Annotated in this window: 16 protein-coding genes; 10 read left to right on the top strand and 6 right to left on the bottom strand. The window is 72.1% G+C overall.

The window, feature by feature from the left end:
- Positions 1-16 precede the first annotated feature (16 nt).
- On the bottom strand, positions 17-727 hold the full coding sequence (locus AB0H21_RS18945; protein ID WP_358517828.1) for a sulfotransferase family protein: 711 nt from the start codon (positions 725-727) through the stop codon (positions 17-19).
- A gap of 286 nt (positions 728-1013) precedes the next feature.
- Between AB0H21_RS18945 and AB0H21_RS18940 the strand changes: the two genes are divergently transcribed.
- Positions 1014-3164, top strand: coding sequence for an N-acetylmuramoyl-L-alanine amidase (locus AB0H21_RS18940; protein WP_358517826.1), 2151 nt, complete (start codon positions 1014-1016; stop codon positions 3162-3164).
- Between the two features lie 15 nt (positions 3165-3179).
- On the opposite strand, the gene AB0H21_RS18935 is transcribed toward AB0H21_RS18940, so the two are convergent.
- The gene (locus tag AB0H21_RS18935) at positions 3180-3758 is read right to left on the bottom strand and encodes a DUF6461 domain-containing protein (RefSeq protein ID WP_358517824.1); all 579 of its coding nucleotides are present in this window, start codon (positions 3756-3758) and stop codon (positions 3180-3182) included.
- Positions 3759-4106: 348 nt separating this feature from the next.
- Here AB0H21_RS18935 and AB0H21_RS18930 point away from each other — a divergent pair, with 348 nt between their 5' ends.
- Complete coding sequence (locus AB0H21_RS18930; protein ID WP_358517823.1) at positions 4107-4256, top strand: hypothetical protein; 150 nt, start codon at positions 4107-4109, stop codon at positions 4254-4256.
- An 85-nt stretch (positions 4257-4341) separates the two neighbouring features.
- Here AB0H21_RS18930 and AB0H21_RS18925 read toward each other — a convergent pair whose 3' ends face one another.
- Positions 4342-5730, bottom strand: a complete 1389-nt coding sequence (locus AB0H21_RS18925) for a glycine--tRNA ligase (RefSeq protein ID WP_358517821.1) — start codon at positions 5728-5730, stop codon at positions 4342-4344.
- 293 nt (positions 5731-6023) lie between these two features.
- Positions 6024-6317, bottom strand: coding sequence for an antibiotic biosynthesis monooxygenase (locus AB0H21_RS18920; protein ID WP_358517819.1), 294 nt, complete (start codon positions 6315-6317; stop codon positions 6024-6026).
- A 51-nt stretch (positions 6318-6368) separates the two neighbouring features.
- Between AB0H21_RS18920 and AB0H21_RS18915 the strand changes: the two genes are divergently transcribed.
- The 6 genes from AB0H21_RS18915 (at position 6369) to AB0H21_RS18890 (ending at position 10595) form a co-directional block, all read left to right on the top strand.
- A complete protein-coding gene (locus AB0H21_RS18915; protein WP_358517817.1) occupies positions 6369-6827 on the top strand; it encodes a DUF6703 family protein in 459 nt (152 codons plus the stop codon).
- A gap of 71 nt (positions 6828-6898) precedes the next feature.
- A complete protein-coding gene (locus AB0H21_RS18910) occupies positions 6899-7858 on the top strand; it encodes a metal ABC transporter substrate-binding protein (protein WP_358517815.1) in 960 nt (319 codons plus the stop codon).
- 77 nt (positions 7859-7935) lie between these two features.
- Positions 7936-8646, top strand: a complete 711-nt coding sequence (locus AB0H21_RS18905; protein WP_358518046.1) for a metal ABC transporter ATP-binding protein — start codon at positions 7936-7938, stop codon at positions 8644-8646.
- Positions 8643-9476 (top strand): metal ABC transporter permease, encoded by an 834-nt coding sequence (locus AB0H21_RS18900; protein WP_358517813.1) that lies wholly within the window; start codon positions 8643-8645, stop codon positions 9474-9476. The genes AB0H21_RS18905 and AB0H21_RS18900 overlap by 4 nt, the downstream gene beginning before the upstream one ends.
- Positions 9477-9508: 32 nt before the next feature.
- Positions 9509-9898, top strand: a complete 390-nt coding sequence (locus AB0H21_RS18895; RefSeq protein WP_358517811.1) for a transcriptional repressor — start codon at positions 9509-9511, stop codon at positions 9896-9898.
- Between the two features lie 148 nt (positions 9899-10046).
- On the top strand, positions 10047-10595 hold the full coding sequence (locus AB0H21_RS18890; protein WP_358517810.1) for a CGNR zinc finger domain-containing protein: 549 nt from the start codon (positions 10047-10049) through the stop codon (positions 10593-10595).
- On the opposite strand, the gene AB0H21_RS18885 is transcribed toward AB0H21_RS18890, so the two are convergent.
- Positions 10596-11369 carry an isoprenyl transferase gene (locus AB0H21_RS18885; RefSeq protein WP_358517808.1) on the bottom strand — a complete coding sequence of 258 codons (774 nt, stop codon included), beginning with the start codon at positions 11367-11369 and terminating at the stop codon, positions 10596-10598.
- A gap of 50 nt (positions 11370-11419) precedes the next feature.
- The gene (gene recO, locus AB0H21_RS18880; RefSeq protein WP_358517806.1) at positions 11420-12148 is read right to left on the bottom strand and encodes a DNA repair protein RecO; all 729 of its coding nucleotides are present in this window, start codon (positions 12146-12148) and stop codon (positions 11420-11422) included.
- Between the two features lie 267 nt (positions 12149-12415).
- Between recO and AB0H21_RS18875 the strand changes: the two genes are divergently transcribed.
- Both AB0H21_RS18875 and AB0H21_RS18870 read left to right on the top strand, forming a co-directional pair.
- Positions 12416-13993 (top strand): CDP-alcohol phosphatidyltransferase family protein, encoded by a 1578-nt coding sequence (locus AB0H21_RS18875; protein WP_358517804.1) that lies wholly within the window; start codon positions 12416-12418, stop codon positions 13991-13993.
- Positions 13990-14706, top strand: coding sequence for a DUF5941 domain-containing protein (locus tag AB0H21_RS18870; RefSeq protein ID WP_358517802.1), 717 nt, complete (start codon positions 13990-13992; stop codon positions 14704-14706). The genes AB0H21_RS18875 and AB0H21_RS18870 overlap by 4 nt, the downstream gene beginning before the upstream one ends.
- Positions 14707-14714 lie beyond the last annotated feature (8 nt).

Genomic DNA, 14714 nt, shown 5'->3' with positions numbered 1-14714 from the left:
CTCCCCCCGATCACCGTCACCGGACGGCCGTGTGGTCGTCGGCATGGATCGGACGCAGGGTCAGCACACGATGGCGGCGGCGCGTGGCCATGCGCTTGAAGGACGCGGTGTCGTTGAGGCGGGGGAAGGGCTCGCCGGGCACCGGGTCGCCGAGGAAGTCGCAGAGCGGGCCCCAGCCCTGGCGGACGCTGTAGACCAGCAGACGCTCGGCCGGGACCTGCGCCATCACCTCGGCGACGTGCCGGTCGAACACGTCGACGGCGTACGCCTCGTCGTCGAAGCGGCCACCGAACGTGCCCTCCCAGATCACCCGCTCGCACAGCCGGCGGCGGTGGCGGAGCGCGGTGCTGGCCGTGTCCTCCAGCCGCATGGCGAGGCCCGCCCATCCCGGCTGGCGGTGGCTGGACCTGTAGATCGTCTCGTGGACGCTCGCGTACCACCGGTGCGGCTCGCGCACGGTGAGGATGACGCGCGCCTCGGGATAGGCGGCCACCAGGTCCTTCCAGAAGTAGCAGGACGGCCAGTCGACGGTGGCGCGGTACCCGCCCAGCAGGTTCTCCCAGGCCGTCGGCGCGCCGCGCGCGGCCGCGTTCCACGCGGCGATGCGGGCGAGGTCGCCGTCGAGCGACGCCATGTGGTGGCAGGGGCCGTGGCCCAGTCGCTCCAGGGCCGTCTTGAGCGAGTACGTACCGGTTCTTCCCATGCCGGCTCCAATGACTTCCAGCATGTGCCCTCCCCGTGCGGAGCTGCCGAAGGCAGGGGCGGTGGTCCGGAGGCGATGATCACCCCTGACTTGACCGGACCCGCGTCCTGGCGGGCGGAGGGCGACCGCCCCGCTTGCGGGAAGCCCGCCTCGGCCTCCGGCGGCGATCGGCGGGCGGCGCGATCGGCCTTTCTACCAGCCTGACATGCCCGTTCCGGCCGCCGGACAACCGGGGGGCACCTGCGATACTCCTTGACACGCCGAATGACAAGAATGTGATTCGACCGCAAGATCTCGTACTCTGGCCGTCGTGTCGAAGGGGTCCTTGAGGTGCGGAAGGCCGGTCCGGACGGGTCTGGCGGGGTCGGCGGCGGGCTTCGTGGCCGCGATCACGCTCGTCACGCTCGTCCTGACGCCCGTCGCCGTCGCGCCGGCGCGCGCCGAGTCCACGCAGGCCGAATCCACGCAGGCCGAATCCACGCAGGCCGAATCCACGCAGGCCGAGGCCGTGCCCACCGAGGCCGTACCGGCCGACGCCACGCCCGCCGGGGCCGTGCCCGCCGTGGCCACGCCCGGCGCGCCGCCGGGGCCGTCCTCCCGGCAGGAGTCCTTCGCGACGGCGGCCGAGACGTACGGCGTGCCGGTGGCCGTCCTGCTGGGCGTCTCCTACCTGGAGTCCCGCTGGGACGCCAACCAGGGCCTGCCCAGCGTCACCGCCGGGTACGGGCCGATGCACCTCACCGACGCCCGCACGGCCCTCTCGGGAACCGTCTCCCACCACGGCGACGACGCCGAAGATCCGCGCGGCGACGACGCCCGCCCGTCCGGGCCGCCGCGCCCGTCCACCGAGCCGGCCCCCGAGCAGGACCCGCGGTCGTGGACCGCCGAGGAGGCCGCCCGGCTCACCGGGGTCCCCGTGGCGCGGCTGACCCAGGACCCGGCCGCCAACGTGCTCGGCGGCGCCGCCCTGCTCGCGGAGTACCAGCGGGACCTGCGGGCCCCGGCAAGCGCCGACCCCGCGGACTGGTACGGCGCGGTCGCGCGCTACTCGGGCGCCGAGGACGACCTGACCGCCCGCCGGTTCGCCGACGAGGTGTTCTCCGTGATCAAGGAGGGTGCGAGCCGGGTCACCGATGACGGCTTCGAGGTTTCGCTGCCCGCCTCGCCGGAGATCGCCCCGCGTATGGAGCAAGTGGACCGCCTGGGGTTGCGCGCGGCCGAGGCCAAGAACACCGAGTGCCCGAAGCGGCTCCCATGCGAGTGGCTCCCCGCGCCGTACCAGCTTCTTCCGGGCTCTCCCGGCTCGTACGGCAACCACGACCTCTCGGACCGGCCGCGCAACCAGAGGATCGAGTACATCGTCGTCCACGACACCGAGGAGACCTACGACCGGACGCTGCGGCTGGTGGCCGACCCGGCGTACGTGAGCTGGCACTACACGATCCGCTCGGCCGACGGGCACGTCGCGCAGCACGTCCGCGCCCGCGACGTCGCCTGGCACGCCGGCAACTGGTACGTCAACGCCAAGTCGATCGGCATCGAGCACGAGGGTTTCCTGGCCAAGGCCGGCGCCTGGTACACCGAGGCCATGTACCGCAGCTCCGCCCGGCTGGTGCGCTATCTCGCGAAAAAGTACGACATCCCGCTGGACAGGGCGCACATCCTCGGCCACGACAACGTACCGGGCACCACGTCGGCGACGGTCGCGGGCATGCACGTGGACCCGGGGCCGTACTGGGACTGGGGCCACTACTTCGAGCTGCTGGGCCGCCCCTTCCGTGCCACGGCGGGCCCGCGCGGCGGGCTGGTGACGATCAGGACCGACTACGCCCGCCACCGCCCCCGCTACACCGGCTGCGAGCGACCGGGCGTGGACTGCCCGCCGCACGGCTCGGCGTCGGTGCGCCTGCACACCGAGCCGAACCAGGACGCGCCGCTGGTACGGGACATCGGACGCAAGCCGGGCGAGTCAACGTACGACGTGTACGACCACGGGGCACGGGCGACCACCGGCCAGCAGTTCGCCCTCGCGGGGCGGCGCGGCGACTGGACGGCCATCTGGTACCTCGGCCGGCTCGCCTGGTTCCGCAACCCGCACGACCGGCCGACGGCGGTGAACGCGTCCGGGCTGGTGGTGACGCCGAGGCGGGGGCTGTCCGCCGCGCCGGTGTACGGCCGGGCGTACCCGGAGCCGGAGGCCTACCCGCCGAACGTCCCGGTGCAGGCGATCGTGCCGCTGCAGTACACGATCCCCGAGGGGCAGCGGTACTCGGTGGGGGCGGCCCTGCGCGGGGAGTACTACTACGCGGTGACGTTCGACCCGGCCACGCACCGGGTGGTCAGGGGCCGCACGGTGTACTACCAGATCCAGCTCGGGCACCGCGTGGCGTACGTGATGGCCGACGACGTCGACCTGCTGCCCTCGGCGGTGAAGGCGCCCCGCGGCGAAGTGGCCGGGTGACCAGGCCGGCGGCGATCAGTAGTCGGGCAGGATGCCCTTCAGGCCGATGCGGCCCAGGCCGCCGGATCCCTCGAGCTCGTCGGGCGTGGCGCGGACACCGGTGAGGCGCTCGGCCAGCGCCAGGGCCGCCTCGACACCCGCGTCCGGCCCGTCCTCGCCGTCCTCGGCGACCAGCCCGAGGTCGCGCATGTCCCCGAGGTGCCGGTCGGGCTCGGCGCCGGAGCGCGAGTCGCCGGGGAACTGGGGGTCGAAGCCCAGGATCTCCCTGCCGTCCTCGTAGTACACGAAGGTCTGGTCGAACTCGCCGTTGCGGAAGACGCTGGCCACGGCGGTGCCCGCCGACAGCGGCCGCAGCAGCTCGTCCATCGTGCCCGCGTACCCGTTCTCCTCGATCAGCAGGGCGCCCCCGTCGGCGGACTCCGCGCGGAGCACTCCCCCGAGGACGTCCTCGTCGTCCTCGTTCTCGTCGGTCAGCAACTCGACGCCGATGCGCTGGAAGGCCTCCTCGGGCGTGAGACCGCGCACGAAGGTGAAGCAGAAGCCGAGGTCGCTGGTGGAGAACCAGTCGTATTCGTCCAAGGTGACACCGCTCACGTGATCTCCCGGATGTCCTGGAGTGAGCCGGGCCGAGAATCGGCCGAGCCGACCGATAATCTTCGACCTCACCGATGGCCGGGCCATGAAGAGCCCATGGAATCACCGTGACTTCGCGATGTCGGTGTCGTGCACGTCAGTTCACCACATAAGCAGATAAATCAGTCATTCGGCTATCTGAGCAACAGCAACCCGCTGCCATTACCAAGCGGGATACAACGGGCATATCCCTCGATATGCGGACGACGATACCGCGCGATATCACGGAGTCGTTCCACAACTTTCGAGAAAATATTCCCCCACGGTCCGGCTCGCTAGCTTTCAGCTGAGGGGACCGAGGGGGATGCCATGAGGATGCGGCGCGGCAGACGGCCGGCGCTCGTACTGTGGGCCGTGCTGTCTCTGGGAGCGGCCGTGCCGGACCTGGCCGACGGCCTCGGGGACCGCGAGCCGGGCGTCCAGTGCACGGCGGCCGCGGACGGACGCACCTGCCCGTAGGAGCGCCTCGGCGCCGGTCGGTGAAACGGCGCGGGCGCCCGCGGCACTTGGTGCCGGCACGGGCGCCCGCGGGCGATCGCCGCCCTCAGTCGTTGAGGTGCTGGCGGAGGTAGGAGTCGACCTGGTCGAGGGCGATGCGCTTCTGGGCCATCGAGTCGCGCTCGCGGACCGTCACGGCCTGGTCTTCGAGAGTGTCGAAGTCGACCGTGATGCAGAACGGCGTGCCGATCTCGTCCTGGCGACGGTAGCGGCGGCCGATGGCCCCGGCGTCGTCGAACTCGACGTTCCAGCGGCGGCGGAGCTGGGCGGCGAGGTCGCGGGCCTTCGGCGAGAGGTCGGCGTTGCGCGACAGGGGCAGGACGGCGGCCTTGACCGGCGCGAGGCGGTGGTCAAGGCGCATGACCGTGCGCTGCTCCATGACGCCCTTGGCGTTGGGGGCCTCGTCGACCGTGTACGCGTCGATCATGAAGGTGAGCGCGCAGCGGTCGACGCCCGCGGCCGGCTCGATGACGTACGGCACGTAGCGCTCGCCGGAGTCCTGCTCGAAGAACGACAGGTCGGTGCCGGAGGCGGCTGCGTGGGTGCTGAGGTCGAAGTCGGTACGGTTGGCGACGCCTTCGAGCTCGCCCCACTCGGAGCCGGTGAAGTTGAAGCGGTACTCGATGTCGACGGTGCGCTTGGAGTAGTGCGACAGCTTGTCCTTCGGGTGCTCGTACAGCCGGAGGTTGTCACTGTTGATGCCGAGGCCGAGGTACCACTGGTAGCGCTCGTCGATCCAGTACTGGTGCCACTCTTCGTCCGAGCCGGGCTTGACGAAGAACTCCATCTCCATCTGCTCGAACTCGCGGGTGCGGAAGATGAAGTTGCCCGGCGTGATCTCGTTGCGGAACGACTTGCCGATCTGGCCGATGCCGAACGGGATCTTCTTGCGCGAGGACTGCTGGACGTTGAGGTAGTTGATGAAGATGCCCTGCGCGGTCTCGGGCCGCAGGTAGGCCAGGCCCGATTCGTCCTCGACGGCGCCGAGGTAGGTCTTGAGCAGGCCGTTGAACATGCGCGGGGTGGTGAAGGCGCCCTTGGTGCCGCAGTTGGGGCACGTCAGGTCGGACAGGCCGTTCTCGGGGGCCTTGCCGCCGTGCTTCTCGGCGTAGGCCTCTTCGAGGTGGTCGGCGCGGAAGCGCTTGTGGCAGGACTGGCACTCGGTCAGCGGGTCGACGAACTCCTTGACGTGGCCGCTGGCCTCCCACACCTCGCGGGCGAGGATCACCGAGGAGTCGAGGCCCACGACGTCCTCGCGGGCCTGGACCATGGACTTCCACCACTCGCGCTTGACGTTGTTCTTGAGCTCGACGCCGAGCGGGCCGTAGTCCCAGGACGCGCGCAGGCCTCCGTAGATCTCGCTCGACGGGTACACGAGGCCCCGGCGTTTTGCGAGGCTGACGATCGTGTCCATGATGTCGGTACGGCGGGCCATCAAGAATCTCCATCCGGCTGGCGGTCGGGGTTGGGTCGAACGATCGCAGGGCGCGTCACCTGCTCGATCACACCAAGCTTAGGGGAATCCGGGACGCGACAGTGCCCATGGCCGCGCCTCCGGCACGGCGGTTCGGGGCGCCCGGAGGCGATGTTCTTCCGTCGTCACTCGGAAGGGCTCGTTCCTCACCCTTCCTCCCTCCTCCTCCAGAACACCGCCGCGCCCCGAACGGTGCCCATGGCCTCGCTCTGCTCGGCGTGTTCGGGGCGCCCTTTTTAGGCGGTCCCGGCAGGTCAGGGGTTGCTGACCAGGATCTCGAAGGCGCTCGGCTCGTTGATCATCAGGCTCATCGTCGGGTACATCTGCATGCGCGCCGCCGACAGGGCGCGCCGGTAGAAGCCCGCGCCGTCCCACTCGCTGACCACCGCCCACAGGTTGGGCTCGTCCACCGACCTGCCGATGTGCCCGCCGCGATAGCCGGCCTGCGCGGCCAGGACGTCCAATATGGAACTGGCGCTGAGCGCGAATTCCTCGGCGCGCGCCTGCGGGACCGAGTACCTGATGACCGCGAACATGCCGTTCAGCATGCCAGCACCCGTGGGGTGCCCTGGCGGGCCCGGCCCCGTTAGGCTCGAACCGTGGCCGACAAGCACCAACCCGCCGACTCCTCGGCGTCCTCCTCAGGCGCGCCGCGGCGCTCCGTCCCGGCGCACCCGCTCGCCCGCCGACCGGCCGGTGGCGCGAAGGGCGGCCAGGGCCGTCCGGCGCCGAGGCCCCTGCCGCGCGGCGAGCACTTCCTCACGCCGGGCGCCACGGGCGTGCGCCGCGCGGTCGAGTTGAAGAGCGCCGCCCCGCTGGTCTACCTGTACGGGCTGCCGCGCTGGATCCTCCCCGTCGTCCTCGTCGTGCTGCTGCTGGTGGCCCTCGCCGTGCCCGACTGGCGGGGCGGGATCGCCGCGCTGCCGGTGCTCGGCTTCGTGGCCTGGCTCGCGTACATGTCCTGGCCGTCGCTGGGGCCTTGGGCCAGATTCCTGCGGGTGGCGCTCGCGACTTTCGTGGTTCTGCTGGCCGCAGAACGATTCGGACTGATTTTTTAGCCCCCGCGGGGGTTTTCGGGTGCGACAGGCGATTTTGACAACGGTTTTCATTCTGAAGCATACTCGTGAACGTGTCGCCCTTTTCGTCCGAATACCGCCGCCCCCAACGTCCCACGCGCCTCCGCCGGGCCGCCGCGATCGCCGGCGCCGGCGCGCTCCTCGCCACTGCGGCGTGCTCCGGGGGCGTGACCGCCTCGGCGGAGGAGTCGGGAGGCAGGCCCACGGTCCTCGCCGCGTTCTATCCGCTGGAATGGATCTCCACCCGGGTCGGCGGGCCGGACGCGCGGGTCACCGGGCTCACCCAGCCCGGCGTCGAGCCGCACGACCTTGAGCTGACGCCGCGCCAGATCGCCGACATCGAGAACGCCGATCTCGTCGTCTACATCAAAGGGGTCCAGCCCGCGGTCGACGAGGCCGTCCAGGAGCACGCCGCGGACAAGGCGTTCGACGTCGCCTCCGTGATCACCACGATCCCGGCCACCGCCGGGCAGCGCGCCGGGGAGTCCGGGGAGCGGCACGACTACGACCCGCACGTCTGGCTCGACCCGGCGCGCCTCGCCACCGCCGTGACCAAGCTCGGCGAGCGGCTCGGCCGGGCCGACGGCGCCCACGCCGCGGCGTACGCCTCACGGGCCACCGCGGCGGCCGGTGACCTGACCGCGCTGGACGCCGAGTTCCAGCGGTCCCTAGCCGGGTGCAGGAACCGCACCCTGGTGACCAGCCACACCGCCTTCGGCTACCTCGCGGACCGCTACAAGCTCAAGCAGGTCGGCATCAGCGGCATCGACCCGGACGCCGAACCCTCCCCCGCACGGCTCGCCGAGGTGGCCGGGACCGCCCGCCGGGAAGGGGTGACTACCATCTTCACCGAAGAACTCGTCAGCCCCAAGGTCGCCGAGGTCCTCGCCGGCGAGGTCGGGGCGAAGGTCGCGGTCCTCGACCCGATCGAGAGCCGTCCCTCCGGGGGTGACTACCTGTCCGCCGCGCGCGCCAACCTCTCCGCGCTCCGCACCGCACTTGGATGCCCATGACCCGATCAGCACAGGCCCGATCAGCGCAGGCCACCGGCGTGGCGCCGCGGCAGGCGGCCACCTCGGCCGCGTTCGCCATGGCCCAGGGCCGGGTGGCGCTCGACGGCCGTCCCGTGCTGCGGGGCATCGACCTGCGCGTGACCACCGGCGAGGTCGTCGCCGTGCTCGGGGCCAACGGCTCCGGCAAGTCCACGCTGATCCGCGCCCTGCTCGGCCTGGCCCCGCTCTCTGGCGGCTCCACCGAGCTGTACGGCGTGCCGCCGGCCCGGTTCCGCGACTGGTGGCGCATCGGCTACGTCCCGCAGCGCCTCTCGGTCGGCGGGGGCGTGCCCGCGACCGTCCGTGAGGTCGTCGCGTCCGGGCGGGTCGCCCGCCAGAGCCGCCTGCGCCGCGCCGGGTCCGCCGACCGCGCCGCCGTCGCGCGGGCCCTGGACGCGGTGGGCCTCACCTCCCGCGCGGGCGATCCCGTCGGGTGGCTGTCGGGCGGCCAGCAGCAGCGGGTGCTGATCGCCCGCGCCCTCGCCGGTGACCCGGACACGTTCGTCATGGACGAGCCGACGGCGGGCGTCGACGCCGAGAGCCAGCGTCACCTGGCGGCCACCCTCGCCACGCTGGTCGAGCAGGGCAAGACGGTGCTGCTGGTGGCGCACGAGCTCGGCCCGATGGCGCCGCTGATCACCCGCGCGGTGGTCCTGCGCGACGGGCTGGTCGCCCACGACGGCGCGCCCCCGCCGGACGGCCACCAGCACCCCCACGCCTACGAGGGGTCGCCGGGGTCCGCGCGATGATCGAGATGCTCCAGTACGACTTCATGTGGCGGGCGCTGATCGCCGCGCTGCTCGTCGGCCTGTCCGCGCCCGCGGTGGGCACGTTCATCGTCCAGCGGCGCCTGGCCCTGCTCGGCGACGGCATCGGCCACGTCGCCCTCACCGGCGTGGCCCTCGGCTTCCTCACCGGCACCGCCCCTGTGCTCACCGCCGTCGTGGTGGCGGTCGTCGGGGCCGTCGCGATCGAGCTGGTCCGCGCGCGGGGCCGTACGACGGGCGACGTCGCGCTGGCGCTGCTGTTCTACGGCGGCATCGCGGGCGGCGTGCTGCTCATCGGCCTCGCCCCCGGCGGCAGCAACTCCACGCTGACCTCCTACCTGTTCGGCTCGATCAGCAGCGTGAGCGCCCAGGACGTGTGGGTGATCGCCGTGCTGGCCCTGTTCGTGCTCGGCGTGGTGGCGGTCTTCGGCCGCGAGCTGTTCGTGCTGTGCCAGGACGAGGAGGTCGCGCGGGTCAACGGGCTGCCGGTGCGCTTCCTCAGCCTGCTGATCGCCGTGACCGCCGCGCTGACCGTCGTGATCGCCATGCGGGTGGTCGGGCTGCTGCTCGTCAGTGCCCTGATGGTGGTGCCGGTGGCGACCAGCCAGCAGGTCACCCGGGGCTTCGTGACCACCATGCTGCTGGCGATGGGCCTCGGCGTGGCGGCGACGGTCGGCGGGCTCACGTCCGCGTTCTACGCGGGCGTGGCGCCGGGGGCGGCGATCGTCCTTCTGGCGCTCGGCGGGTTCGTCCTCGCCCTGGGCGTGGGTAGATTCGTACGGCGGGGCCGCGCTCGGGAGGCCGGCCCGTGACCACGCCCACGCCGTGCGAAGGAGCCCAGCCTTTGACGAGCCGTCGTGAAGCCGTACGCGAGATCCTCGTCCGGAGCGAGGGTTTCCGCAGCGCGCAGGACATCTACGCCGAGTTGCGCGCCGACGGGGCGAAGATCGGCCTCACCACCGTGTACCGCGCGCTGCAGTCGCTGGCCGACGCGGGCCAGGTCGACGTGCTGCGCACCGACGACGGCGAGTCGGTCTACCGGGCCTGCGCCACCGGCACCCACCACCATCACCTGGTCTGCCGCCGCTGCGGGCGCACGGTGGAGGTCGCCGGGCCCGCCGTCGAGCGGTGGGCGGAGGCCGTGGGCGCCGAGCACGGCTTCACGGCGATCACGCACACCGTCGAGGTCTTCGGCACCTGCGGGTCCTGCGCGTCGATCGCCTCGGCGGGCTGATCGCCTCCCGGGGCCGGGATGACGGGATACCCTTCCGGGAAGGGGAATCCGGAGGGCGGCCCGGCCGTGCCTCGCAAACGGCCCAGCCCCGCGCGCGGCCCGTCCGCGCCCCGTCCGTGCCTGTCCGTGCCCGTCCTAGGGGAAGCACATGCCGTTGAGCCATGACATGCTGCTCTCGCTCGCGGCCGTCGCCGACCTGATCAACTCCGCGCCCGAGACCGGCGGCCCCGACTGGCTCACCGACATCGCCGAGCTGGAGGCCTATCTGCGGCGTCACCGGGTGAGCGGCATCGAGAGCGTCGGGGCGGCCGACCTCGCGCAGGTGCGCGCCCTGCGGGCCACCTTCCACGAGCTGTTCGCCGCGCCCGACGCCGCCGTGGCCGTCGAGCGGCTGAACGTCCTGCTGGACCGCACGCCGATCACCGCCCACCTCACCGAGCACGACGGCTTCCCGCTGCACGTGCACTACTTCGCGCCGGGGTCCTCGGTGGCCGATCACCTGGCGGCCGACTTCGGGGTCGCGCTGGCCCACCTGCTCGTCGAGGGCGAGTGGGAGCGCCTGCGCACCTGCGCCGCCCCGGACTGCGACAAGGTGTTCATGGACGAGTCCCGCAACCGCTCCCGCGTCTACTGCGACAGCCGCACCTGCGGCAACCGCATGCACGTCGCCGCGTACCGGGCCCGCAGGCGCGCCTGATCACACCGAGTTCGGGACGGCGCCGCCGTACCTTCTGTCGCGCTTGGCGTAGATCTCGCAGGCCTGCCACAGGTCGCGGCGGTCGAAGTCGGGCCAGAGCTGGTTGAGGAAGACCATCTCGGCGTACGCGGACTGCCAGAGCAGGAAGTTGGACGTGCGCTGCTCGCCCGAGGAGCGCACGAAGAGGTCGACGTCGGGGATCTCCGGCTCGTCCAGGTAGCGGGCGAAGGTGCGCTCGGTGACCTTGGACGCCTTGACGCGCCCGGCGGCGATGTCCTCGGCGAGGCGGACGGCGGCGTCGACGATCTCGGCCCTGCCGCCGTAGTTCACGCAGAACTGCAGGGTCAGCGTGCTGTTGTTCCGCGTCATCCGCTCGGCATCCTCGAGCTCGCCGATGACGCTCTTCCACAGGCGCCCCGGCCGCCCGGCCCAGCGCACCCGCACGCCCATGGCGTTCAGTTCGTCCCTGCGCCTGCGGATCACGTCGCGGTTGAAGCCCATGAGGAACCGCACCTCGTCGGGCGAGCGCCGCCAGTTCTCGGTGGAGAAGGCGTAGGCGGACAGGTTGGGGATGCCGAGCTCGATGGCCCCCTCGATCACGTCGAACAGCGACGCCTCCCCCGCCCGGTGCCCTTCCGTGCGCGGCAGCCCCCGGGACTTGGCCCAGCGCCCGTTGCCGTCCATGACGATGGCGACGTGGCGGGGGATCAGGTCGCGCGGGATGTTCGGGGGCACGGCTCCTGAGGGGTGGGGGGAGGGCGGGCGGACGTTCACGATCTGCTTCTCCTGTAGGTGTCGGGAGTGCCGCCGACGACCAGGCGGTCTCAGACGCGCTCGACGTGTCGTAGCGAGCGTATTCCGTGTTCGAGGTGCCATTGCAGGTAAGCCGCGACCAGGCCGCTGCATTCGGCGCGATGGCGCTGCTCGGAGGCGTCGGCGGACGCCCAGTCTCCGCGCGTGAGCGCGATCATGAGGCCGATCGTCTCAGCGGCGGGGACGGCGGCGCCGGGCGGACGGCACCCGCCGCAGACCACGCCGCCGGCGGGGATGGCGAAGGCCCTGATCGCGGGGGTCGAGCAGCGGGCGCAGGAGTCGAGCGCCGGGGCGTACCCGGCGACGGCCAGGGAGCGCAGGAAGTAGGCGTCGAGGACGAGCCTGGCCTCGTGGCCGCCGTCCGCGAGGGTGCGCAGCCCGCCGACCAGCAGCAGGAACTGCCGCAGCGCGGGTTCCTTCTCGCCCATGACCAGCCGGTCGGCGGTCTCCAGCATGGCGGTGCCCGCGGTGTAGCGCGGGTAGTCGGAGACCAGCGCCTCGCCGTACGGCCTGAGCGTCTCGACCTGCGTGACCACGTCGAGGGAGCGCCCGGTGTGGAACTGGACGTCGACGTGGGTGAAGGGCTCCAGCCGAGCGCCGAACCGGGACATGGTGCGCCGGACGCCCTTGGCGACCCCGCGGACCTTGCCCATGCGCTTGGTCAGGACCGTGACGATGCGGTCGGCCTCGCCCAGCTTCTGGGTGCGCAGCACGATGCCCTCGTCGCGGTAGAGGTTCACCTGCCCAGTCTAGAGACGTGTGGGGACCGCGATGCGACCTCACCGGCGTCCGGCGCCCTGGATGACGACCCGGCGAATCTAAGAATGTGGACAAATTTCGCAAAAGACCTAACTATGGGTTAAACGTGATCTGACCCCGCCAAGCGACGAATCGATCTCGGGTCAACCCTGGATGGCATCCTCCAGGCGAACAGTCACTAAACTTTTCCCCCTGGCGACGCCTTTTACGTCCGCCGCCGCTCCCCGCCCGCTGCCTGAAAGGGTGACATGACCCGCGTGGTCCTGCTGGGCTCCTCGCCCGGCCCGATCGGTTCCCCCGAGCCGTACGTCCCGCCCGCCCGCCTGGCGCTGACGTCGCTCCCCGGCTCCCCCAGCGTCCTCGACCGGCTGTACGGCCAGGTCGCCGCCGTGGACCCCGAGCCGCTCGCCATCGTCCGGCCCGGCGACGCCGAGGACCACCGGCGGCGTCCAGGCCAGGTCGTGGAGTCCGCCGATCTCGCGGGTGACCTGCGCGCCCTGGCCGACGCCGCCGAGCGCGCGGACGACAACCTGTTCCTGATCCCCTCGGGCGCGGTGATCCACGACGAGCTGATCTACCAGATCACCAAGGCCAAGCGCGGCGCGCTCGCCCTGGTCTCCCGGGAGCCGCGCGAGGAGGACGAGAACGGCGAACCGATCCAGGATGACGTCCCCATCGAGGACGCCCAGCCCGAGATCGGCGACCGCGTCCTGGAGGGCCTGGCGGTCCGGGCGCGGGTGAGCCGCACGCGAGTGGTGTCGGTCGGCTCGGCCTACCACGCGGTCACCCGGCCGAACGCGATCCTGCTCGGCCCGCTGCACGTCCAGGCGCGCCACGCCGCCACCCTCGCCGAGGCGGCCCGCGAGCTCGCCGGCATGGCCCACCTGTTCGGCCCGGAGGACGACCTCGTCCAGCTCCTGGTACTCGGGCTGGTCCGCAGGGGCGTGTCGGTCGGCGTCCGCGGCCGCAGAGACCTGTTCTTCGCCCGCACCGCCTCGCAGGCCGAGGCCGACGCCGCCGTGGCCGCCATGGCGGGCTACGACGAGGACCGCGCGCGGCTCAACAACGCGGTCAAGGGCGCCGACGGCTTCTTCACCACGTACTTCGTGAGCACCTACTCGCGCTTCATCGCCCGCTGGGCGGCCCGGCGCGGCCTCACCCCCAACCAGGTGACGCTGATCTCCATCGCGCTCGGCGTGCTGTCGGCGGCGGCCTTCGCCACGGGCACGCGCACGGGGGCGGTCGCCGGCGGCCTGCTGATCTACTTCGCGTTCGTGTTCGACTGCGTGGACGGCCAGCTCGCCCGTTACGCCCGCAAGTTCGGCGTGCTCGGCGCGTGGCTGGACGCGACGTTCGACCGCGCCAAGGAGTACGTCGTGTTCGCGGGCCTCGCCGTCGGCTCGATCGTGGCGGGCCAGGGCGACGTGTGGACGCTGGCGCTGGTCGCGCTGTCGGTGCAGTCGGTGCGCCACCTGCTGGACTTCTCGTTCGGCGTGGCCAACCGGCGCAGGCCGCCCGTCCCGCTGCCGACGCTGGCGCTGACCGTCGCCGACGACCGGCCGCTGCGCGACGCGCTGGAGAAGCGCCGCGCCACCCGCACCGGCGGCGTGCGCGGCCTGCTCAAGCTCTGGACGCGCGCCGGGCGGTTCCGCGCCGTCCACTGGGCGCGCAAGATGATCGTCTTCCCGATCGGCGAGCGGTTCGCCGCCATCGCGATCACCGCGGCCGTGTTCGAGCCCCGGGTCACGTTCCTGACGCTCGTGATCTGGGGCGGCATCGCCGCCGCCTACACCCTGACCGGACGTCTCATGAGGTCGCTCGCATGATCACCCAACCGCAGGCCGCCCCCGCCGTCGCCGACCCGGACGAGGAACGCCGCCGCGTCCAGACGGCCCGCCTGCTCGCCTACCGGGACGACGGCCCGCTCGTCGCGGTGCTGCGCGACCGCATGGGCCCGGGCCTGCCCCCGGTGCCGGCCGCGCTCGCCTCGCTGCTCGCCGTCGTGGCCGCCGGCGTGACCGGCGTCCTCGGGGACGGCTCCGGCCCGGCCGTGCTCCTGCCCGTGCTCGCGATGGTCGTCCTGGTCGTCCCGACCGCGCCGCGCGACCACCTCGGCCGGTTCGACTGGCTGGTCCCGCCGCTGATCCGCGGCACCGAGTTCCTGACGATCATCCTGCTCGGCCTGGCCGCGGACACGCCCAAGTGGCTGCTGTTCGTGCTGATCTACGTGGTCGGCTACCACACCTACGACACGGTGTACCGCACGCGGCAGAGCATCTGGCCCGCGCCCTGGGTGTTCCAGGCGGGCCTCGGCTGGGAGGTCCGCCTGCTGCTGCTCGGCGCGGGCGCGGCGCTCGGCGTGCTGGACTGGGTGGTCGCCGTGATGTGCGTCTACCTCGGCGTCCTGTTCGCCGTCGAGAGCGTCACGAGCTGGGTCCGCCTGGACAAGCAGGCCTCCCCCGCCCAGGCCTCCGACGACCTGGAGGCCTCCCCCGAAGAGGCCATGGAACAGGCCACCGGCGAGGCCGACAAGGCCTAGCCGTGACC

This window comes from Sphaerisporangium sp. NPDC051011 (genome assembly GCF_040653595.1).
In the GTDB taxonomy this organism is placed as follows: Bacteria; Actinomycetota; Actinomycetes; order Streptosporangiales; family Streptosporangiaceae; genus Sphaerisporangium.
Note: the sequence above shows the minus strand (reverse complement) of the source record. Positions and strands in the feature narration are given on the sequence as shown.